Genomic DNA, 23,741 nt, shown 5'->3' with positions numbered 1-23,741 from the left:
TACTCCTCTACAAGTTCAAAATGCGTTTCCACCATTGTCCATCCTCAAACAAAATATAGACATAATTTAATTTTTCGGATCCATTTTTATACGTAATTTCCCAAACTGGACCTACATCCTCAAAGCCTAATTTTGTATGAAGAATTTCTTTTACTTCCTCTTCATTATTCAAAACCGATAAAGCTTGTTCCTCCGTAATGCCGTTCTGCATAAATACTTCCTCAATTAAGTTTTCTTCTAAACTCGTTGGAACAAAAACTGCTTTTTCTTTACCATTTTCGTCTACCCCGAAAACAGTAACATACGGCTTATTACCATTATAAACATAGCTTTCCGATACCTCAGCAAGCGAACCTGATGATATTGCAAGTTCTTCTGCTTGCTTCTCGATTTTATTAAATGGAGCATCGGCTTTCCAAATTACGAGAACTGAAATAACAAGTGACAAAGATAGAATAAATACGGAAATGAAAATTATCCAGTTTTTCATTGAATCACCTTTATATAAATAACTTGATTATATTTCATTTTTGTCTACCTGCTTTCTTTCCTCATCTTTGATATTATACCAATGTTCTATCTCTAAAACCATATCTTGAAGGGGTAGTTTATGCACAGAAATGTTAGGTAATGCACGTAAAAATTCTACTCCATACGATTTCGTTTCAATTCGGCGATCAAGTACAATAAAAACTCCTTTGTCTTGGGAGGATCGAATGAGTCGTCCAAAGCCTTGTTTAAAGCGTAATATTGCCTCTGGTAATGAAAGTTCTGTAAATGCATTTCGACCTTGCTGCTGCAATATTTGCGATTTTGCTTTAAAAGTTGGTTCTTCGGGAGCAGAAAATGGCAGGCGTACAACAATAACTGAGGACAACCCCTCCCCTGGAACATCTACCCCCTCCCAAAAACTATTTGTCCCAAATAACACAGAATGACTAAACTTTTGGAAAGATTTTAATAAACGCATGCGGCTACCGCTCGTAACCCCTTGTGCAAACAGCATATAATCATGAAGAAGCTCGCTTTCTTGTATAAGTTCCACCGTTTTTCTTAACATATCTTGTGAAGTAAATAAAACAAAACAGCGACCCTCAGTTGTGCGTACGATTCTTGTAATAGCCAATGCCACGGATTCTATATAATTAGTCTGTGATACTGTTTGAATGTCTGGCATATCATTTACGATAAAAGCTCGAGCACCTTTATAGTAATGGGCAGGAGCCTGAAGCTTAAGCAATGGCACTTCATTATGAATACCTAACTGATTTGCAATAAAGCGATCATTATTTGGCACTGTTAATGTTCCAGACGTCCAAATAATGGCGTTATTTTTTCGAATCGGATCAAATAGTTGCCGAATAGTTGCTGCTAAATTAATTGGTTTTTTCAAAACACGGATACTACCTGGGACATTTCGACGATCTAACTCAATCCAAGTTGAATAGTCTTCATTTGCTTTTAGGAAAATTTCTTCCCACTCTGCTAGTTTCACTTTAAATTCTCGAACCCAGTATTCCCATTGCTCTAAAATCAATTGATGCTCTGGAGCTATTTGCTCGATATCTTTTTTGAAAATGACAGCAGCTTGTTCAGCTAAATCAATCCAACTTTGCATCACATCTGATACATTTCTTAATAATTCTTTATTTAGCGATAGTTCTGATAAAAAGGCTGTTTGCTTTGTGTCACCCATTGTATTGCGAGGGATTTCTTTAATGGAAACCAAAATTTCCTGCATTGATTTATCAAACAATTCACCCATACGAATAAAATTCTTTTCTAGTTGATGAAAAAATGATAATGGGACGCGCTGCTTCTTTAAAGCAATTTTTTGAAATACTGATAATAATTGATTGTCAGTAGACAGTCCAATTTGACCGAATAAATACTTCCAATTTGTAAAAGAAAATATCGATTCATCTCTGTTTACAGCTGCCTGAATAAATTGATGTGCTTCATCAATTACCCAGCCATCAATATGATGAAAGATTGGCTCGTGTCGCACAAGATCGGCTATTAGCATCGAATGGTTTGTCACGATGATATCGGCGTCTTTACTTTCATCAATTGCTCTCTCATAATAATCAAATCGGTTTTTCTTTTGATGTTGAGTATCTGAGCTTTTTCGAATTTTATCGATAAATAATTGTCCGCCGCCAGAAACATTTAATTCAGACAAATCACCTGTTTCTGTTTTCGTCAACCATACTAATACTTGTAAAATCGTTAAAGTCTCATCATAGGAAGAATCTTTTGATCTCATTAATTGCTCAAAGACACCGACATCTATATAATTTTTCTTCCCTTTTAGACGCGTTACGTTAATTTGGGTGCCTAAAATTTTTTCCGCCTTCGGAATCTCACTTGATAAAAGCTGCTCAAGCAAATGGGATGTATACGTACTAATACATACTTTTCCTTTATTTTGTTTTGCATAAATAATAGTTGGTATTAGGTAACCTATTGTTTTTCCAATACCCGTTGACGCTTCAATCAAAACTTCAGATTTGTTATTTAAATTTCTCCATATTGCATCCATCATTTGAAATTGTTCTGGACGTTCTTCAAAATTTGGAACCTTTTTATTTAATAAAGAAATTTTTTCATCAGTTGTAGTTGGATAGTTTAATTCCTTTTGTTCAATTTTTTTATGAGTGGATTGTTTTCTTAACGCTATTTTTTTGTAATAAATGATATTTGAATCATCCTGAACTTGATTTCTTCGCAATTGCAATGCTTCAAAAAATAATTGCGATAAATTTGTTTTTAGCTGAAATGATTTTTTATGCAGCTGCTCCAACGTTGAAAGCGGTAATGTTAACAATTCCTCCCAACATCTTTTTAGAAGAAATGCACAAGCTTTTGCATCATCATCTGCACGGTGCGCATTTTCTAATGGAATATTTAAATCTGCTGCCAAGTCCCCAAGTTTATAACTTAATGAATTGGGAAATAAAATTTTTACCAGCTCCACCGTATCAATCTTTTTGCCATTCCATTTCGGCATGCCGGCACGTTTGAATTCAGCTTGCAAAAACGATAAATCGAAATCTGTATTATGTGCTACAAAAATCGCATCTTGCAACAATTCATATATATAGTCAGCATGTGCTTCAAAAGGCAATGCATCTTTTACGTCTGCATCAGTAATATTTGTTAAATCTTGAATAAATAAAGGAATTGGTTTTCCTGGATGAATGAAAGATGTAAAAGTCTTCTCTATACACCAATCTTTCATAATTACAATTGCTATTTGAATCATTCGATCGCCAGTAGCTTGCGAATGACCCGTCGTTTCAATATCAACAATGGCATATTTTTGACTTTCCATCTTTTTTCTCAACTCACAATTTAAATAATTATAATGGAATTTTATCATATTCAAATGTAGCGGTCATGCTTTACCTAGGCTTTATAATTGATAATTTATTTAGCAATTAAATACAATTCAATTACTTCTTGTTTGTTTTTCACTAATCAGAAAAAATGCCACTATAATTTTATTTAAATTGACACGGGAATGTAAATTAAATATATGTGTTTTAATTCTGTCAAAAACGCTGCAATACAAAAATACGAAAATTAAAAACTCACTGAATTTATGCATAAAAATATAAAGCATGTATCAAATGATTGCCATGTAATCATTGATACACGCTATTTTTTTAAGTTATATCAGATTTTTCAGAAAACTAACCACTTATTCATCCCACTTTATAAATATTTCTAAACCTACAGAGATAAGAACACCCATTATAAAACCATTAGATAGTAATGGCTGAAAATATACAGGAAATATTTTAAAAAGGTCAACGTCTAAATTCATAATACAAACACCTATCAATACCGGTGCGGCTAGGCGATGTATTGTAACCGAATTAAAAATGTAGCCATTTAAACTTTTTAAAGATGTTCCAAATAATTGTAGGTAAGCCACGAATAACACTGCATTACCTACTGTAACGGGCAAAGTAGCTAATAGTGATCCTAAAAAAGGGATAATCCCCAAAACTGCCATTAGTCCGCCACCTATAATAAACGGTTTTCGATCAAAAATTCGAGTACTTTCCAAAAATCCAATTGAAGAAGCAAATGGTGCATAAGAGACAAGTCCTAATACGGCGGCAACAATTGAGTAGCTGCCTGTAAGTAAATAAGATCTATCCAAGGAACTTTGAGAAATCTTTTCTTCAAGAAGATTTGACGCAGCTTGAACAGAAGCAATCGTATTACTTAAATTAATAATACTTGCTAAAAATGTAATCGCAATAATCCCAATATTTAAATTAGGTGTACCTAACGGAAATAACGTTAAACTTAAAGAACCTTGAGTAGATATTGCTTGTTCTGTAGGAAATAGGAGTAAATATAAAATCCAACCGACAACCATTCCTATTAATATAGCAAAATTACTAATAAGATTTTTCCCTTTAATCTTAATAAAACTTACTAAAAGTACAATACCAACAGAAAATAAACTTATCGGTATATCAAGTTCACCCTCTGGAGAAACCTTTAGCATCCCGGTAAAAAATATAATTATAAGTTGAAATGTTAATAAAAATAAATATACAGTCATGACCATTGGAGTGAAAATCTTTTGTATGTAGCTTACAAGCTTAAAAGCACCTAAAATTAATACAACTGCCCCTGCTAACAACATTCCTGTTGCGATACCACCACCAATAGCTGGAAGACTCATGCCCATTGCTGAAGCCGACAAACAAAGGTTTAACAACAATCCCCACATAACCCCTGAATGCCCTTCCATTAATGGATAACGGTGTCCAATATATCCTTGTAGCATACAAGCTATTCCAGTAAAGATTAAAGAACTTCTAAGGATAGTTGCAATCTCGCTTTGTGGTAAATCAAAAGCAGTCCCAACTGAAATAGGCACAACTATCGTATTGGCAAAAATAAAAAATAACCACTGCAACGAAGCAAAGGCTGTTGTTAAATAAGATAACCGATTCAAAAGACTCCACCAGCCTTTCGCATTAATTTACAAAAATACTGGATAGATCCTTTACTAATAAAATGAATTTGATTGTTCAAAGTATATCCCCCCATCTATACTTTAATTTACCGGTTGAAAGATTTGCCCCTTACAAACTCCCACCGATACATAATAAAAAACATGGTTTCCATATTATTGGAAACCATATCCATATGGTAAAACAAATTACTAAATATTTCTATATATAATGGCTGTACAATTTATAACGTTGGTGAATGAAAATCACCTTCTCCCGAAAGTTGGAGAAGGTGATGGAATTTCACTAGCGTTATTTTCTTTTATTTTAATAATAGAAAACAAGTGAGGTTCCCTGTAGAATTAAAGTCGACCAAAACCATCATTCAGGAGGGAATTCACTTGTCATATTCTAATAGTATTAAATCCTTGATTGATATTCAAGACTTGAATATTACATTCGATGAAGATTGTGTAAAACAAGGGACTTTTAAAGGAAAAGCTTGTAAATACATCACTGGAACATTAACCTACAACCCTACTCATTGCGTAAAGTGTGGTATTGAAAACAAAAATTTTACAGTTTTTAAGAACGGAACTCAATTATCGCGAATTACTTTACCTCTTACCGGGGTAAGTCCAACCTATTTACTACTAAGAAAGCAACGCTTTATGTGTACAGAATGCAACACTAGCTTTACTGCCAAAACACCAATCGTTGAACGTAATTGTTATATTTCTAAGAATGTTAAAGTTCAAGTAATGATTAAATCTGCAGAAGCTCAATCCTTAAAATCGATCGCTAAAGATTGTTCGATTTCACCTACAACGGTTCAACGAGTCATTAATGAAGTTGCAGTGCATCTTAAACCCCATCATACTAAGCTTCCGAAGCATCTTTCTTTTGACGAATTTAAATACGCAAAAGGGGCAATGGCTTTTGAATATATCAATGTGTTGAATGGTGATATCTTGGACATTCTTAATCGTCGCGATAACTTCGCAATTAAAAATCATTTCATTGTGAATTACAGCCTAAATGACCGACGAAATGTGGAAACGGTAACGATTGATATGAATGCAGGTTATGTAAGCGTCATTAAAGAGCTGTTTCCAAAAGCGAAAATAATTATTGACCGATTTCACTTAGTTCAATTAATCAATCGATCTATGAATAAGTGCCGAATCAGTGTGATGAATCAACTAAGAACTTCAGATAACGAAGACATGAAAAAGTACCGTCGATTGAAGCGTTACTGGAAGCTAATTCTCAAAAAGAAATCGGCTCTCTCTGGCGTTGAATACAAATATTATTCGCTATTCGGACAACGTCTTGAAACAAGCATCGTTGAAGAGATTTTAGCGTATGATCCAGTGCTAAAAGCGAATTATGAGCTTTATCAAGCCCTTTTGAAAGCAATGGAAGAGAAGGACTTTAAAATGTTAGAATCTTGTTTAATAAATCCTGTTCATCCTTTAATCTCTAGCTATATGAAGACTAGTATAAAAACGTTGAAAGAGCATCTTCCGTATATACATAACAGCTTTAATTATCCTTATAACAACGGCAAAATTGAAGGGATTAACAATAAAATTAAAGTATTAAATCGTGTAGCTTATGGATATAGAAATTTTATGAATTACAAAAAGCGAATTATTTTACACTTCAAACTCAAAACAACAGAACAAAAACAACCACGCTCCCAAACAGCCTAAGGCTAGTTAAGAGCATGGTAATAATCGATTAATATCCTTCACCAACGTTATTTGACAAAGAACCTATATAATTATAAGTTATTCCTACCTAATATTTAGACTTAAGATTTACGAACGGTAGCTCATTTAAAGCTTAAAAACCTCAAAAAAGGCACTTTATTAAAGTAACCTTATTCGAGGTTTAGTTCAGAAATTATGTAAAGAGAATATTTATCAATAAAATAAAGGTTCTATGTCAAATGTTGGGGTGAAGTGATATTACACGGCACCCCGATTATCCTAAATGAACCCCAATTTTCTTATATAAATTATTTAATAAAATTTTCGCTTTAAAGTGTTCATAGCTTCTAAAACCATAAGCATTGCGCTTCAAAACTTTTGATTTATTATTAATTCCTTCTAAAAAACCATTTGAATATCCAAAACTTAAACTATTTAAAATTTCAACTTGCCAATTTTTTAGCGTTTGAATAGCCTTTAAAAATGCCGGAATATTTGCTTCTTCTACCTTTCGGTAAAAGGCTTCTAATCTTTTTTTTATTTCTATCAAATCATTTGAAGTTTTTGCCCAATCAAACCATTCGCAGTAAGCTTCTTTTAATTCATAGGCTTGCTTTAGTTCCTTCGACATTCCTATGTAACGATTTAAGTACCAACGATTCGTTTCTGTTAACTTATCAAATCGTTTATATAGTACATGACGCATTTTCTTACATTTCTTTCGATCATATGCATGCCATTCTTTTTGAACATTTCGACGTACTTCATCTAGTGCCCAGTAAATATAACGACAATAATGAAAGCGATCCGCAATAATAATCGGGCGATTTAACGCCTTCCTAACTGCTGCTTTAAAGCTTGGATTCATGTCCATAACCACAATTTCTACATCTGCACCGTATTTCATCAAGTAATCCTTAATGGTTTCTTTTCTACGATTTGGTAAAATATCAATTGGTTCATGTGTTTCCGCATTGGCAATAATTAATTGATAAGTTCCCGCATCGGTATCTGCTTTATATTCATCAATCGCGATACATTTTGGTAAATGAACCCCTTCATTTAATTGTTCCTTTACTACTTCTTTAAAGCGACGAATCACTGTTGAGCTTGATGTACCAAGTACTTCAGCTGCTTCTTTAAATGTTTTTGCCTTTATTGAACGGATTCGTACAACTTGATTCCATTCTTTCGAGAAACGTTGATATTTATCCACGAAAGGGGATTTTTCTGAAAAACGTTTCCCACATTGGCATACATAACGACGACGTTTATAAAAAAGGACGGTTAATCGTTCAAACCATTTTAAATGATTAATTTTTTGAATTCGATAATCATGGACTTTTGATGTTATATTCTTGCATGCCGGACATTGATGTTCTTTTTTTGGTATGGAAACGTGTAGAACAATACGTTCCCCCATCTCCTCCACCTTATGAACAGTTACACCTTTTAATCCTGGAATATTCATGTTAAAATTCATTTGCACGTATCACCTTTCATTGCTTGTTTCTAGACAATTCAAGTATATAGAAATCGGTGATTACGTGCTTTTTTATTTATGAATTTTTTCAAACCCCAACAAATATTATAGAGCCAAAATAAAAAGAGCAGGGGCTCATCTCCCTGCTCGCTACATAAGCATTCCGACAAATCCGTGTCGTAATGAATGCTTTGTTTGTAAAGTATATACTTTACTTGGTTTGGCACCAAAGAACATTATAACTAATTTATGAAGAAAAAGCAATAATAATTTTTATTTCACCGTTGCTTCTGGCTCGTAATGAATCATTTCTTTAATCGTATTACGCTCCCCCATTATTGCTACTGTCGGTTGATGATTTGCTGCTTCCTCATTCGTGACGTAGACATAGGAAATAATTATTACGATATCACCTTTTTGAACAAGTCTCGCAGCAGCACCATTTACACAAATAACACCACTTCCTCGTTCTCCTGCTATAATATATGTTTCAAATCTTGCACCATTATTGTTATTTACAACATGAACCTTTTCATTTGGCAGCATTCCTACAGCATCAAGAATATCTTCATCAATTGTAATGGATCCTACATAATTTAAGTCTGCCTGCGTTACTTGTGCACGGTGTATTTTACTATTCATCATCATTCTAAACATTATGCTTCCCCTTTTAATGAAAAAATAATATTATCTATTAATCTTGTTTTTCCGATATAGACTGCTGCCGCAATTAGATATTGTTTTGTTTTATCAGTAACAGGTTTTAAATCTGGATAAGCTAAAATTTGCAAATAATCGATTTTACCGGATGTATATTTTTCAATATGCTTCGTTGCAGAATCAATTGCTACCTCACTATTTTGATTTGCTTCAAATTGTTCCTTGGCAATGAGCAATGCCTCATAAATGGCTGGTGCTTCTTTGCGCTCGACCTCAGTTAAATAAACATTTCGTGAGGATTTTGCCAACCCATCTTCTTCACGTACAATTGGAACCGTACGAATTTCTAATGGGAAATTGTAATCTCTAACAAGTGTTTGTATAATAGCAACTTGTTGTGCATCCTTTTGACCAAAATATGCTCTAGTCGGTTCTACTATATGAAATAATTTTGATACTACCTGAAGAACCCCATCAAAATGTCCCGGTCTTGAGGCGCCGCATAAAATCTCCGCCTGTCTTCCTGCACGAATTTTAATGCCTCCATCTGTCGGATACATTTCCTCAATGTCCGGCGCAAAAATAATGTCTACCCCCGCTGATTCAGCAAGTTTTTTGTCACGTTCTAAATCTCGTGGATAAGATTCAAAATCTTCATTTGGTCCAAACTGTGTTGGATTGACAAAAATACTCATCACTACAACATCATTTTCAAGCCGCGCATTACTGGCTAATGTTAAATGTCCTTCATGCAAGTAGCCCATTGTTGGAACAAGCCCAATTGTTTTCCCTTCTGATTTTTCTTTTTTTATAATTAATTTTAGTTGCTCTATCGTTGTAATGACTTTCAATATTTAACGCCCCCGTAAATTTGCGCTAATGCTTCTTCCTTCATCGTGAAGCTATGTGCAATAGTTGGGAACTCTTTTTTTCTTACTGCATCTGTATATGCTTTTATGCCGCGCTCGACCTCATCACCTACAAATGCAAAGCCTTCTACAAATTTTGGGATATGATGTTTCCCAAAATGAAGTAAATCGTGGAAAACAAGCACTTGCCCATCTGCATGAGGGCCTGCTCCAATTCCTATTGTTGGTATTGTTAATTCCTTTGAAATTGCTTCCGTTAACTGGTATGGGATACATTCCAGAACGACTGCACAAGCTCCTGCAGCTTCACAAGCTTTTGCATCTTGTATTATTTTCGTTGCTTGTTCTGCCGTCTTTCCTTGTACTTTGTAGCCCCCTAGGACACCAGCTGACTGTGGCTGCAAACCTAAATGTGCCACTACTGGAATTCCTGCGCTCGTTAACTTTTTTATCGCTACGCAGACTTTACCAGCACCTTCAAGTTTTAAAGCATTTGCACCTGTTTCCTGCATTAATCTTACTGCGGTATTTAATGTGCTATTTACATCTCCGTGATAAGAACCAAACGGCATATCGACTACTACAAATGTATCCTTTGCTCCCCGCCGAACCGCTTTTGAATGGTGAATCATATCTTCAACAGTCACTGGCATTGTTGAATCATAGCCGAGAACAACCATTCCTAAAGAGTCGCCGACTAAAATCATATCGACACCCGACTCTTCTGAAAATTTAGCGGCTGGGTAATCATATGCTGTAATCATGACGATTTTTTCCCCTTGCGCCTTCATTTTCAAAAAATCACTTGTACTTTTCATCTGTTTTTCCTCCTTTTAGAAAGAAGAAAACAAAGATTAATTACGCATTAGTGAAATTTCCCGCATTTTGCTTCCAACTTCCTAAATTGGAATTTCAATAATTAGAAAAACTAAATTTTTGCCTAATAGCTAAAATCCTTGTTTTTCTTATGCGAATACCCAAAAAACTATCCTTTTCTATTCGCAAATAAAAATACCCTTCTGCTCAAAATGGACAGAAGGGTAGCGTCATACGAAAAATTACAAATTTAACGCGTGTTGTTTTCTTCCGTCCCTGTCTTTGTTTGATCAAGGCAGATCTTTTTAGTAGTTTGTAAGGTTTTTCGGTACAGTTCAATGAAATCAATTACGCCTTGGCAAACCAGCGTCCGGATTTAGGACTCGTGTTTACACGAGACAACTCCTTTACGAAATCGCATGACTCGCCGGAGGCATTATCTTCATTCAGTTGGGGTTTAGACCCCCACTGAATGAAGATTGTTGATACTGTCCTTACCGCTACTATAACAAGTTTTGAAGAAAACGTATAGTAATTTTTAGACTAATATTCTTTTTTATATTATGGCATTAACACGGTAGTAATTTTTATACTTAAAGACAAAAGTTAGGTACAAGAACCTACCGATTAAAGATCATTTTATTTCAATATCAGCAGAGTAGACATTTTTTATTTCTCCGTTTGCCAACTTGATTTCCAGAACCCCAGAATCCGTTATCCCAATGGCTTTACCTTCAATCACTTCACGTAAAGTAGTTGCTTTTATTTGCTTTCCAATTGTACCAGAGGCCTCTTCCCATAAAGTTTTTATTGGGGCAAACCCTTCATGAATATATTGATCAGAATAACGTTCCAAATTATTTAATATTGCAGCAACTAGCTGAGCACGATCAATTGACAGCCCTTCCTCAATTGAAACAGATGTGGCAATAGTTTGCAGTTCATCTGGAAACTCAGCAAGCTGCTGGTTAACATTAATGCCAATTCCGATGAGCAATGCTTGAACACGATCCATTTCTGCAATCATTTCAGTCAAAATCCCTGTACATTTTCGACCTTTAATTAAAATATCATTTGGCCACTTAATATATGGAGTGAAATTTGTATACAATGATTTCATAGCATTTACAATTGCAACAGCAGCTACTAAAGTAAATTGTGGTGCCTGATGCGGCAATACATCGGGTTTGATGATTACCGTCATCCAAATACCTTTACCTTCCGTTGATTCCCAAGGACGAGCCATTCTGCCTTTGCCAGCAGTTTGAGTTTCAGCAATAACAATTGTTCCATCAACAGCACCTTGCCGTGCTAATTCATGTGCAATCGTTTGAGTGGAAGTACATTCCTCTAAATAGTGAATCGATTGGCCAAAGCGTTTAGTGGCAAGAAATGAAGTAATTCTAGCAGGATCCACTTTATCAGGCTTCGCTGTTAATATATAACCCTTTTTCTTTATTGTATCAAATGTATAGCCTTCCTCTTGCAAGGTTTGCAGATGCTTCCATATAGCTGTTCGGGATATTCCTAATTGTTCTGCTAAATATTGGCCAGAAAGCGGCTCTCCATTAGCAAAAAGGAAACGTTTCAGTATTTCATCCTTCATTGATAAAGTCATTTAAAAACCATTCCTTCAACATTACTTCTTCATTTTTTACTGCTCCACTTAACACAGCCATCGTTGCAGCATCTAAAGCTACTTTAATCCATGGCCCACTTTTTTTGGACGACCAATTCATTAAATGGTTGCCATTAATCGCCAGCTGATCGATTGATTGGATTGGCAAACGTGCTTTTGTTTGTGCAATATGTTCTTTTTCAAAAGGTACATTGTGCTTTTGCCAAATTGCAAAGTCATAAGCTGTCTCTAGTACAAACAAATCATATGAAAAATAATCCATAACTGTCCATTTTTTAAGGAAACTATTATATGCATTTAATACATTTCGGACAAACGTTTTTTCCTTTTTCGATAATCGGTAAAAATCGAATATCGTTTGAATGTCAGTTCGATTAATTAAGCATAAATATGCCCAACCAACTTCAGACTTAGTAGTTTGAAAGTCCTTCCAATTGCTTAAAGTATTCTTAAAGTTGCCATACAAATATTTTGCCAACTGACTTTCGATTAAGGTTTTAATTCCGACAAAGGAATTTTCACTTTTCCATATTTTTGACAATTCCATTGAAATTCGTTCTCTCGCAATAAACTCGATTAAATCACTGTCTTTTTGTATGGCCTTCATCGTATTTTCTTCAATGGAAAAGCCTAGCTGTGCACTAAAGCGAATTGCCCTTAACATACGTAAGGCATCTTCTCGAAAGCGCACATTGGGGTCACCAACTGCACGAATGACACGTTTTTTTATATCATCTATACCGCCAAATAAGTCAATAATGGTCCCATCTTTGGAAACTGCCATTGCATTGATGGTAAAGTCTCGACGTTGTAAATCTTGTTCAAGGCTTCGAACAAATGTAACTTCTTCTGGTCTACGATAGTCAATGTATGTACCCTCTGTGCGAAATGTTGTTACTTCGATTGGCTGACCTTCATCTAGAACTAAAATTGTACCATGTTCGATACCTACATCAACTGTTGATGAGAAAATTTGTTTTATATCAGTAGGTAATGCACTTGTTGCTACATCGACATCATTGACTTTTTTGTTTAATAGATGGTCCCTTACTGCACCGCCCACAATGTAAGCCTCAAAACCCGCTTTTTCAATTTTATCAATTACGCGCAGTGCAACGTGCCATTCCTGACTTTTTATCATACTCGCAGTGCCACCAATCGTTCATATAGTTGTTCATAATGGTCAATAATCGGTTTTGTTAGAAATTTTGTTTGAACTGTATTAATCGCAGCTTGTCGGAAACGCATTAGTTTTTCTTCATCTGTTAATAAATCAAGAGCATAGATGGCTGCTTGATCAACATCTCCAAGTTCTGCTACATAACCGTTGACGCCATGCTCTATTACTTCCGGTATTCCTCCAATATTCGTACCGATTCCAGGTACACCACAAGCCATCGCTTCCAGCAGCACTAATCCAAACGACTCTTTTTCAGAAAGTAATAATTTCAAATCACTTATACTGAAAAGCTCTGCAACATTCTCCTGTTTTCCTAAAAATAGCACATCATTTTTTACAGAAGACAATTTTACTTGTTCCATAATACGATGCTTTTCTGGACCATCACCTACAAGCAATAATTTCGCAGGCATGTTATCCCGTATTTTCATAAAGACACTTAAAATATCAGGCAAATTTTTAATTTTACGGAAGTTTGAAACATGAATCAGTACTCGTTCGTCTTCTTTAATGCCAAATTGTTCTTTTAAATTTACTACTTCAATAGGTTTAAAAACAGATTCATCAACAAAGTTATAAACCGTTTCTATTTTTTTCGTCGTACCAATTAAGTCATAAGTTTGCTGCTTTAAAGAATTTGATACAGCGGTCACAATATCTGATTTCTCAATGCCATATTTAATGGCCTGAGCAAGTGTTGAATCTTGCCCTAAAACGGAAATATCTGTTCCATGTAAAGTTGTTACTATCCCTATATTTTCTCCGCACATTTCACGGGCAAGCACCGCACATACTGCATGTGGTATTGCGTAGTGAACATGTAGTACATCTAATTTTTCATCTTTAATCACATCCGCCATTTTACTTGCTAGTGCAATGTCATATGGCGGGTATTGAAATACTGAATAATTATTTACTTCTACCTCGTGGAAAAATACGTTCGGATAAATTTTTTTCAGTCGAAATGGTACGCTTGAGGTAATGAAATGAATTTCGTGACCTCTTTCTGCTAGCATTTTTCCTAGCTCAGTAGCAATAACCCCGGATCCTCCAACTGTTGGATAACATGTAATACCAATTTTTAACTTTCTCATCCGACGTTCATCCTCTCTTTACATTATATTTAATTACCTAAATCTTTTATTGATTGCCAATAAAATGAAAGAAGAATTAAATATGTGTAATTCATTTTGCTTTATTTTGTTCTTTGCCAAAACGAAAAGAAGCATCCGCCAGAAGTTCTCGTTATTCAGCTTAAATAAATTTTTAACTTGTTTGCGTTACTTTCTTCTTTCCTGAATTAGTCTCCAATCGACAAAACCTTCTTGTAATCCTTTAAGTAGGATTTCAGCAGTTCCCATATTGGTTGCTAAAGGAATATGATAAACATCGCATAAACGAACAAGAGCCGTTACATCTGGTTCATGAGGCTGTGCTGTCAATGGATCACGGAAGAAAAATACCATATCCATATCATTATTCGCAATCATGGAGCCAATTTGCTGATCTCCACCAAGTGGACCAGAACGGAATCTTGTCACCTCTAACCCGACTTCATCTTGAATACGCTGTCCAGTTGTACCTGTTGCAAATAGCTTATGTTGTCGTAATATCTCTTTATATGCGATTGCAAACTCAACTAGACTATCTTTTTTTCGATCATGAGCAATTAAGGCTATTTTCATTTTAAATCTCCATTCTTAAAGGATGTTTTCTAGTCCATAAACAAGTTCTTCCAATGTCATAACAGTTTCTACACAGAACATTACGCCACCCATGAATGATTCACGATTATAAGAATCGTGGCGAATTGTCAGCATTTGCCCGTCGCCGCCAAATAGTACTTCCTGATGTGCAACTAACCCAGGCAAACGTACAGAATGAATACGCATTCCTTCGAAGTCTGCTCCTCTTGCACCAACCATTGTTTCTTCTTCGAATTCATGCCCTTGTTTTCTCTCTTCTCGAACTTCTGCAATCATTTGCGCCGTTTTCTTAGCAGTACCAGATGGAGCGTCTAGCTTGCGGTCATGATGCAATTCGATAATTTCGATATTCGGCATATATTTTGCAGCTTCTTTTGCAAATTTCATCATTAAAATTGCACCGATGGCAAAGTTTGGAGCAATAATACAACCAATTTTATTTTCCTTGGCAAGGACTGTTAATTCTTCTAATTGTTCATCCGTAAAACCAGTAGTACCAACAACTGTACGAACATTATGTAACATTGCAACTTTTGTATGCTCATAAACTGACTGAGGATTTGTTAAATCAATTAATACATCTGGATTCGTTTCTGTTATTAATTGCGTAAGATCTGTAAAAATTGGAACATCTAAGTTAGGAGGAAACATTTCCAGCTCCGCTAAACTTTCTCCAACATGCTTATAATCTAAAGCAGCTACAAGTTCCATTCCATCGCGATTACAAACTGTTTTTACCGCTTCTGATCCCATCTTGCCTCTTGCACCTGCTATAGCTACTCGGATTGTCATTCTAGTTCGTCCTTTCTTGTCCAACGATCTTTATCTCTCGTTTCAAATTTATTGATTACCTTTAATAGGGCTTCGTCTAATCGGATATTTTGTGCATTTGCAAAACATACTAATACAAAGAATAGATCTCCTAACTCTTCTTCAATACTATTTTTCGATTCAGTAGCTTTTTTCTTTTTTTGACCATATACATCCTGTACTTCACGCGATAATTCCCCTAGCTCTTCTGTCATTCTTGCCAGCAATTCAAATGGAGGAAAATATCCTTCTTTAAATTGGCCAATATAATTATCTACTTTTTTCTGTAATAGTTGCAATGAAATATCATTCGACATCATACCACGCTCCTACCATCATCGTAAATAATTTAACCTATAGTTGTCAAAAGATGAAAAATGCAACATAATAAATCGTACAGTACAATGGTAGAAAAGATAATATTTTTTCACTAGAGATTGGAGGCATCTTTTTGTTTGGACTAAAAATCCGTAATATTCTTGGTATATTACTTGGCGCTGCAATCTATAGTTTCGGTTTTGTACATTTTAATATGCAAAATGAACTTGGTGAGGGCGGATTTAGTGGTATTACCCTAATTTTATATTTTACACTTCATTGGGATCCAGCTCTAATGAATTTAATTCTTAATATCCCTATGTTTATAATAGGCTGGCGACAATTTAGTCGTAAAGAATTTATATATACGATTATTGGCACTGTAGCTGTTTCAGTTTTTCTAAGAGTCTTTCAGCATTATGAAGTTGCACTTAACTTGCAAAATGATTTACTACTAGCATCTTTGTTTGCAGGGGTTTTTGTTGGTGTCGGACTAGGTATTATATTCCGTTGCGGTGGAACTACGGGTGGTGTTGATATTATTGCTCGTGTTGCACACAAGTACCTCGGCTGGAGCATGGGGCGAACTATGTTTATGTTTGATGCCTTTGTCATTACCGTATCATGGATTACTTTCTTAGACGCACGTTCAATGATGTACACACTAGTAGCAGTATATTTAGGAGCAAGAGTAATTGATATGGTTCAAGAGGGGGCTTATTCTGCAAAAGCTGCACTGATTATTTCAAATAAACCAGAAGAAATTGCCAATTATATTTCTGAAAAAATGGAGAGAGGCATTACAGTTTTTCACGGCTACGGGCATTATACGAAACAATCGAAAGATGTTTTATACTGTATCGTTGCTCGTAATGAAGTTGTTCGTTTGAAGTCCATCATCCGTTCAATTGATCCAAATGCATTTGTTTCAATTGTTGATGTAAATGATGTAACGGGTGAAGGATTTAGAATTGATGAATAAATTAAGAAGGGATCGTTCAAAAAGCCTTTTGTTCTTGATGTGGCAAAGCTAATTTGATAATTAACATCAGCACCTCCCACTCTCGAGGGAGTGCATTGTTTTATTACCGTAGAAGCTGTACATTTAAGCACCGATAGACTAAAGAAGCAGAGGCAAAGTGTTAAATGCTTTGCCTCTTCATTTTTTAGTCTTCATCTGCTTTTGTCAGCACTTCGTTGACATAACGAGCAACTGCCTCGATTTCTTCTTCTGATAAAATCGTTCCAAATGCCGGCATCGTTGTATCACCATTTTTAACTTGCTCTACTACATTATTATAGTTTTCAGAAAACACACTTTGTTGTAAATTAGGTCCATTATGACCGTTTGCCCCCATATTTCCATGGCAGGATAAACAATTGCTTTCATAAACTGATATTCCTAGTTCATACGGATCTGAAGTACTGCCGGTAGTATCTTTTTGCTCAGATTCCACTTGTTTACCCTTACTGTCTTGAGAAGCATCAATTGGCGTTCCATTCCACGTTCCGTTTAGTTTAAAAGTATATACTTTGTCTCCATGGGCAGAACCTGCTAGAGAATTACCTGCAGCAAAAATTGAAAGGTATTGTTCACCGTCAATTTCGTAAGTAACAGATGGGGCGTTTCCACCGGCATCCATTTTATAATTCCATACTTCATCACCCGTTTTAGCATTGAATGCGATAAGTCTACCATCATTGTGACCTACAAAGATTAAATCTCCTGCTGTTGCAAGAACACCTGAATATGCATTATCCTCCCATTTTACTTGCCAAGCAATTCTATTCGTTTTTACATCCATTGCTGTAATTGTTCCACGTCTTGGTGCACCACTCACTGGTACGAAAATACTTCCATGCCATTCCCCACCCTCTTCATATGCCTGTTCGTCCTGTCTAGTTAATGCACTGTAGGAATCTGTACCTAATACATAAAAGTATTCAGTTTCAGGTGAATAAGCGGAAGGCGGCCAGTTTGCACCACCAAATGCTGATGGTTTTAAAGTAACCGGTTCATCCCAAAATGGAGTAAAAATTGAACCAGTCTTCCCTTCAAAATTTTCTCCTAAATCACGTTCAATATCTTCTGCCGTAACCTCCTGCGGCACAAATGAATCTCCTACAGGGAATGGTTGTGTTGGAGAAGTTTTTTGTTCCGCAAGCTGAGGAACAGGCTTTTCTTCAATGCCAATTAAAGGCTCTCCATTTGTTCGATCCAAGAAATAAATCCATCCGGTTTTTCCTGCTTCCCCAAGAGCTTTTCTCGTTTCCCCATTAATTTCAACATCAAACAAAATGACAGGATTAGTCGGATCCAAATCCCATATATCATGATGTACTTGTTGGAAATGCCAAATATACTCGCCCGTTTCTGCATTAAGAGCTATTATGGAGTTTGCATATAAATTGTCACCCTCGCGTTTACTTCCATCTAAATCTGGTGCAGTATTTCCTGTTACAAAGTAAATGTATCCAAGCTCAGGATCAACTGCCGGCGTATTCCATATTGGAGCACCCCCATGCAGCCAGTTTTTGTCCTCATCATCTGGCCAAGTATCCCCGTTTTCTTCATACGGTGAAGGAATGGAATACCATCTCCATACTTCATGACCGTAATCTGCATCATAGGCCATAATTCGACCTCGGATTCCATATTCCCCTCCAGCAACTCCTGTATACACTTTACCGTTATAATATAATGGAGCACTTGTAATTGTATAGCCTTCTTCCCAATCAGCAACCTCAGTTTCCCACAACACTTCCCCAGTTTTTTGATCTAATGCTACTAATCTAGCATCAAGAAGCCCTGCAAAAACTTTACCATCTGCAACTGCTACCCCTCTTGTAGTCCATCCACAACAAACTGTATCAAGTTTTTGTTCAATTTCTGGTCGGTATTCCCAAATTTTTTGACCTGTTTTTGCATCTAAAGCTAATACATCGTTTTCTCCAGTAGCAATATACATAACTCCGTCAACAACAATCGGTGTTGCTTCACCAGAAAACTTCATGTCTAAACTAGCTCCTAAGCTTGTTACCCATTGAGGTTTCAAATTTTTTATTGTATCGATGTTTATTTGTTCGAGTTCTGAAAAGCGACGATTAAAATAATCTCCACCATGGGTAACCCATTCGTCTTTTGCATAACTTACATCAATATTTGGCTGTGCAGGATTAATACCATTCGTTACATTTTCTTCATTAGTTGAATCGAGCGAAAATCGCTCAGTGCCTTCTTCTATTTGATCTAGGGTAATGAAGTGTTTCGTTAATGCCCCTGCATAAAAAGCAATGCCGAGTAGAATAATTAATACGATGAAACCAAACACTAGCACCTTTGAAGAGCTACTTTTCATTGTCTCACCCCTTTAATTTATTTATGTTAAGCACTTTCTTAAGCGCTTTCATAATGAAACTTTATTTCTACATCATATTACCGACATATAAAATGTAGTATTTTTTACAGATAAAATTTTCACAGAATTTACATATTTTTTTACAAAAATAAAAAGCCAATCATTTCGATTGGTTTCTACCTGTTTTCATATATAATTGTCATTAAATTCGGTGCAGAAATAATGATGATCTTCACAGTTTTGATGAAGGAGTAAACTGTTTGACTAGTTGCTTCTAATTATTTTTAAAATGAAAAAGTGTAGATAAGTCGTTTTTGACTTTGTCTACACTCTAAAACCAATCCTATTAATTGTTTCTTTCAAACACAAGCTAAAATTTGCTAAGGCTTGCCTCCAAATTATTCAATTAAACTGATTAATATCTATTCAATCTTATTTCAATTAATCATCAGATCTCATATTTGTATAAATTAGGATTAATCGAACCAACTCAAGAACTGCAACTGCTGCTGCTGCAACATATGTCATTGCTGCTGCACTTAAAACCTTTCTTGCACTACGTTCTTCATTATTTGAAATAATCCCTAATGAAACAACCTCATTCATTGCCCGTCTTGATGCATCAAACTCAACTGGCAATGTCACAATTTGGAATAATACTCCGGCAGCAAGTAAAACAATACCAAGCAACAACATATTTGTACTAGAAGCAAAGATACCAATCATTACAAAAATCCAAGATGCATTAGATGAAATATTTGCAACAGGTACTAATTTTGAACGCAATGTTAAAAATGAATAAGCTTCTTTATGTTGAATTGCATGTCCGACTTCGTGTGCTGCAACTGCTGTACCAGCAATTGTATTATTATAATAATTATCCTCAGATAAAGCGACCGTTTTTGTAGCTGGATTATAATGGTCAGATAATACTCCTTGTGTTGGTACTACTCGTACATCCGATAATCCATGTTGATCTAATATCAAGCGTGCAACCTGGGCACCTGTCATACCTTTTGATGTTGAGACTTGTGAGAACTTTCGATAAGTACTTTTCACCTTAAATTGTGCATAAATCGGTAAAATTAAAATAATCAGAAAGTAAATAATATACATACTAAGTGACAATTACTCTCTTCCTCTCTTTTAATTACTATACTAGTAATTTTAATGTTTTATTGAAGTTTCTGCAAATATTCACGCTTATTATAAACTAGAAATGCAATAAAAATGCATACAATTGATAACCAAAATGTAAAATATCCAATATGGTCAGCATATTGTTGTAAACTTCTATAAATAGGCATTTGACCATAAACATAATCAATAATGTCATTATGCAATGTCCAAATAGCAGCTATGGCTATATGAATTGGTTTAAATCGATATTTGCTCATGTAAAGGATCCCTTCCACTGCCATAAGGAAATGAGAGCAAACTAACATCCAGCCATCTGGACCGATCGATCCATTTTCGACTAAAGTTAATAAATTCATAACTACAGCCCATAATCCATATTTTACAAGCGTAATTAAAGCTAAAGCTTCAATCAATTTGAAATGCTTTCCTAATAACCACCCCACAATTGCTAAACAGAAAAATAAACTTGCAGTAGGGCTGTCCGGAACAAAAATCAGAAACTGTGGTTCAGTGATGGATAATTGACTCGAATACCAATAGTAGCCAAAAATTGTTCCAAAAAAGTTAATGATTAAAAGTAATGTTAAAAATAATCGGCTAGTTAAAATATACCAAGCCTGTGTGAACAATATCCTCATACCTTTTCCCCTTTATATAGCATACCAAATAATAATTTATGTATTCTTTATTAAGTAAGAGCATATGTAATAAGAAAAAAATAGTAAATCTAAGAACTGAAAGCAAATCCTTTACTCTTGTGACTAAATATCCTATACTAAGAACATTATTTTCAATTTTAACTATGTAGAAAAATTATCTTTAGGTGCCGTAGGATTACTAGAAAAACTATACAGCAAAAATATTAAAAGAGAAGAGAGTCAGTTTCCCGACTCTCTATAGAAAATACGTATTATTCTTCAGCTTTTAAACTAGCAATAAACTCAGCTAAAACTTGAAGTTCTTCATCAGTACCTGCAAATTGGCCAGCAGGCATTGCACCTCGACCATTTTTGATTACTTCTGCAACCTCTTCAGCTGTTAATTCGTTACCTAATAAAGGTGGTGCAGCTGAACCACCAGCCATATCTGTTCCATGACATGCGATACAAGATTTACCTTGTTCACCAGTGAAGATTAAATAACCTTCAGCATTTTCATCGAACTCAATATCAGCAACAGGTTCTTTAATTTCACCTTGTTTTGCAGCAGCTTCCCAGTCATGGTTTACTACAGATTCCCAAGTTAAGTAAACCATTGCAGCAAGTGCCAATAGCATAAATGCAGTCGGTAATGGACGCTTAGAAGGACGGCGTTCTGGTCCTTTGTCTAAGAATGGCATTAACGCTAAAGCACCAATTGTTAAACCAGGAATAATAATTGCACCAATAACATTGTATGGACCTGATGCATAAGTGTATTTTAATAATTGGTACAAGAATAGGAAGTACCAGTCTGGTAATGGAATATATGAAGCATTGGTTGGATCTGCCGGACCTTCAAGTGGTGAAGGGTGAGCGACAGTTAATAATAAATATCCAATTAAGAAAACAGCACCAACCATCCATTCTTTTAATAAGAAATCAGGCCAGAAAGCTTCTGTTTTACCTGGATACTCGGAATAATCTTTAGGCATATTCACCATACGGTCATTAGCTTTAACGCGTGAATCGCCTACGAATTTCATCCCTTTTCCGCGATGCATAGTGTCCCCTCCTTTAGAAAAATCATAAAAAGTACGCGCTAAATCATAGCGGTCCTGAAATACCTTGTCGACGAATCATTATAAAGTGCGCTGCTAGTAATGCAAATAATGCAGCAGGTAAGAAGAATACATGAATTGCAAAGAAACGTGTTAACGTTTGTGCCCCTAAGATTGCAGAATCCCCAGCTAGTAAAATCTTAATAAGGTCACCGATAAATGGAACAGAGGCTGCAATTTCAATACCTACTTTTGTTGCAAATAATGCTTTCATGTCCCAAGGAAGTAAATATCCTGTGAAACCTAAACCTAACATTACGCAAAAGATTCCAACACCTACAATCCAGTTTAACTCACGAGGCTTTTTATAAGAACCTGTGAAGAACACACGAAGAGTATGTAAGAACATCATTACGATAACTAATGAAGCCCCCCAGTGGTGCATACCGCGAACGATTTCACCGAAAGCTACTTCGTTTTGTAAATAATAAACTGATTTCCAAGCATTCACTACGTCTGGCACATAATACATTGTTAAGAACATACCGGATAAAATCTGAATTACTGTAATGAAGAATGTTAGACCGCCGAAACAGTATACGAATGCTGAAAAATGATGTGCAGGGTTAACGTGCTCTGGCACTTCGTGGTCGGCAATATCACGCCAAATCGGAGTGATATCTAATCGCTCATCGACCCAATCATAAATTTTATTTAGCACTATTGTCTACCCCCTAACTAATTAAACTAAAGTATTTGGCATTTTTTTCCCAAGCAATAAAAATCCATCTTTTTCTGATACTTCATACTCGTCCAATGGACCTGTAGGTGGTGTTCCTGGAACGTTTTTACCTGTTTTCTCATAACGTCCACCATGACAAGCACAGAAGAATTGATTTGGGTGAGCTGAATCCCCTTCCCAGTTTACAGTACAACCTAAATGTTTACATACTGGTGAAAGAGCTACGATTGTATCACCCTCTTTATACACCCATGCTGCCTCAGTTACATCAGATTTGTACCAAGCATCTACTTGTTCGAATGTAAAATCAACTTTAATAGGCTGTTCCGTAATATCTGCAATTTTTTGGCTAGTCTGTACAAAGTCTCCAGCAGCTTTTGTTTGTAATGCTGGATCGATCGCAAAGCGAATCATTGGCATTAACATACCAGCAGCCATAAATCCACCAACACCTGTTAAAGTGTAGTTTAGAAATTGACGTCTTGAAACTCGATTATTACTCATCCTTTTCCCCCCTCTAACTAAAAGGTCAGTCCAACGGACATACTTTTACTAATAGTAATACTAGGACATATCTATGATATATCAATAAAATAGGTAGGTCAATATTGCATTCAGATGAATCG

21 protein-coding genes are annotated in these 23,741 nt (G+C 35.5%); 2 read left to right on the top strand and 19 right to left on the bottom strand.

Annotated elements, in window-relative coordinates; all coding sequences use genetic code 11:
- Positions 1-7: 7 nt before the first annotated feature.
- From MKY04_RS08260 to MKY04_RS08250, 3 genes are all read right to left on the bottom strand, one after another.
- Complete coding sequence (locus MKY04_RS08260) at positions 8-490, bottom strand: DUF5590 domain-containing protein (RefSeq protein ID WP_126294160.1); 483 nt, start codon at positions 488-490, stop codon at positions 8-10.
- 27 nt (positions 491-517) lie between these two features.
- On the bottom strand, positions 518-3,334 hold the full coding sequence (gene dinG, locus MKY04_RS08255; protein ID WP_126294161.1) for an ATP-dependent DNA helicase DinG: 2,817 nt from the start codon (positions 3,332-3,334) through the stop codon (positions 518-520).
- 369 nt (positions 3,335-3,703) lie between these two features.
- Complete coding sequence (locus tag MKY04_RS08250) at positions 3,704-4,981, bottom strand: uracil/xanthine transporter (RefSeq protein ID WP_346235612.1); 1,278 nt, start codon at positions 4,979-4,981, stop codon at positions 3,704-3,706.
- Between the two features lie 399 nt (positions 4,982-5,380).
- Here MKY04_RS08250 and MKY04_RS08245 point away from each other — a divergent pair, with 399 nt between their 5' ends.
- On the top strand, positions 5,381-6,694 hold the full coding sequence (locus MKY04_RS08245) for an ISL3 family transposase (protein ID WP_346235611.1): 1,314 nt from the start codon (positions 5,381-5,383) through the stop codon (positions 6,692-6,694).
- Between the two features lie 274 nt (positions 6,695-6,968).
- Here MKY04_RS08245 and MKY04_RS08240 read toward each other — a convergent pair whose 3' ends face one another.
- From MKY04_RS08240 to MKY04_RS08195, 10 genes are all read right to left on the bottom strand, one after another.
- Positions 6,969-8,183 (bottom strand): ISL3 family transposase, encoded by a 1,215-nt coding sequence (locus MKY04_RS08240; RefSeq protein ID WP_346234469.1) that lies wholly within the window; start codon positions 8,181-8,183, stop codon positions 6,969-6,971.
- A 267-nt stretch (positions 8,184-8,450) separates the two neighbouring features.
- A complete protein-coding gene (panD, locus tag MKY04_RS08235; RefSeq protein ID WP_126294163.1) occupies positions 8,451-8,834 on the bottom strand; it encodes an aspartate 1-decarboxylase in 384 nt (127 codons plus the stop codon).
- Positions 8,834-9,688 carry a pantoate--beta-alanine ligase gene (gene panC / locus MKY04_RS08230; protein ID WP_126294164.1) on the bottom strand — a complete coding sequence of 285 codons (855 nt, stop codon included), beginning with the start codon at positions 9,686-9,688 and terminating at the stop codon, positions 8,834-8,836. The genes panD and panC overlap by 1 nt, the downstream gene beginning before the upstream one ends.
- A complete protein-coding gene (panB, locus tag MKY04_RS08225; protein ID WP_126294165.1) occupies positions 9,685-10,524 on the bottom strand; it encodes a 3-methyl-2-oxobutanoate hydroxymethyltransferase in 840 nt (279 codons plus the stop codon). Before panB ends, panC begins: the two co-directional genes overlap by 4 nt.
- 632 nt (positions 10,525-11,156) lie before the next feature.
- Entirely contained in the window at positions 11,157-12,140 is a 984-nt protein-coding gene (locus MKY04_RS08220; protein WP_346235610.1) for a biotin--[acetyl-CoA-carboxylase] ligase, read from the bottom strand.
- A complete protein-coding gene (locus MKY04_RS08215) occupies positions 12,118-13,302 on the bottom strand; it encodes a CCA tRNA nucleotidyltransferase (protein ID WP_126294167.1) in 1,185 nt (394 codons plus the stop codon). The genes MKY04_RS08220 and MKY04_RS08215 overlap by 23 nt, the downstream gene beginning before the upstream one ends.
- Positions 13,299-14,435: an N-acetyl-alpha-D-glucosaminyl L-malate synthase BshA gene (bshA, locus tag MKY04_RS08210; protein WP_126294168.1), complete on the bottom strand. Its 1,137-nt coding sequence runs from the start codon at positions 14,433-14,435 to the stop codon at positions 13,299-13,301. The genes MKY04_RS08215 and bshA overlap by 4 nt, the downstream gene beginning before the upstream one ends.
- A 186-nt stretch (positions 14,436-14,621) precedes the next feature.
- Positions 14,622-15,026, bottom strand: a complete 405-nt coding sequence (gene mgsA, locus MKY04_RS08205; protein ID WP_126294169.1) for a methylglyoxal synthase — start codon at positions 15,024-15,026, stop codon at positions 14,622-14,624.
- 15 nt (positions 15,027-15,041) lie between these two features.
- The gene (dapB, locus tag MKY04_RS08200) at positions 15,042-15,839 is read right to left on the bottom strand and encodes a 4-hydroxy-tetrahydrodipicolinate reductase (RefSeq protein WP_126294170.1); all 798 of its coding nucleotides are present in this window, start codon (positions 15,837-15,839) and stop codon (positions 15,042-15,044) included.
- Entirely contained in the window at positions 15,836-16,174 is a 339-nt protein-coding gene (locus MKY04_RS08195; protein ID WP_126294171.1) for a nucleotide pyrophosphohydrolase, read from the bottom strand. The genes dapB and MKY04_RS08195 overlap by 4 nt, the downstream gene beginning before the upstream one ends.
- 134 nt (positions 16,175-16,308) lie before the next feature.
- Here MKY04_RS08195 and MKY04_RS08190 point away from each other — a divergent pair, with 134 nt between their 5' ends.
- Positions 16,309-17,157, top strand: a complete 849-nt coding sequence (locus MKY04_RS08190; protein WP_126294172.1) for a YitT family protein — start codon at positions 16,309-16,311, stop codon at positions 17,155-17,157.
- A 184-nt stretch (positions 17,158-17,341) separates the two neighbouring features.
- Here MKY04_RS08190 and MKY04_RS08185 read toward each other — a convergent pair whose 3' ends face one another.
- From MKY04_RS08185 to MKY04_RS08160, 6 genes are all read right to left on the bottom strand, one after another.
- A complete protein-coding gene (locus tag MKY04_RS08185; protein ID WP_346235609.1) occupies positions 17,342-19,534 on the bottom strand; it encodes a PQQ-binding-like beta-propeller repeat protein in 2,193 nt (730 codons plus the stop codon).
- 441 nt (positions 19,535-19,975) lie between these two features.
- Complete coding sequence (locus tag MKY04_RS08180; protein ID WP_346235874.1) at positions 19,976-20,650, bottom strand: zinc metallopeptidase; 675 nt, start codon at positions 20,648-20,650, stop codon at positions 19,976-19,978.
- Positions 20,651-20,709: 59 nt separating this feature from the next.
- The gene (locus tag MKY04_RS08175) at positions 20,710-21,312 is read right to left on the bottom strand and encodes a DUF1405 domain-containing protein (RefSeq protein ID WP_126294175.1); all 603 of its coding nucleotides are present in this window, start codon (positions 21,310-21,312) and stop codon (positions 20,710-20,712) included.
- Between the two features lie 272 nt (positions 21,313-21,584).
- Positions 21,585-22,376 carry a menaquinol-cytochrome c reductase cytochrome b/c subunit gene (locus MKY04_RS08170; protein WP_346235608.1) on the bottom strand — a complete coding sequence of 264 codons (792 nt, stop codon included), beginning with the start codon at positions 22,374-22,376 and terminating at the stop codon, positions 21,585-21,587.
- A gap of 43 nt (positions 22,377-22,419) precedes the next feature.
- Positions 22,420-23,094, bottom strand: a complete 675-nt coding sequence (gene qcrB / locus MKY04_RS08165) for a menaquinol-cytochrome c reductase cytochrome b subunit (protein ID WP_346235607.1) — start codon at positions 23,092-23,094, stop codon at positions 22,420-22,422.
- Between the two features lie 21 nt (positions 23,095-23,115).
- A complete protein-coding gene (locus tag MKY04_RS08160; RefSeq protein ID WP_346235606.1) occupies positions 23,116-23,619 on the bottom strand; it encodes a ubiquinol-cytochrome c reductase iron-sulfur subunit in 504 nt (167 codons plus the stop codon).
- Between the last annotated feature and the right edge of the window lie 122 nt (positions 23,620-23,741).

Source organism: Lysinibacillus telephonicus, assembly GCF_039654155.1.
GTDB classification, from domain to species: Bacteria; Bacillota; Bacilli; order Bacillales_A; family Planococcaceae; genus Ureibacillus; species Ureibacillus telephonicus.
This window is presented reverse-complemented; position numbering and strand designations above follow the sequence as displayed.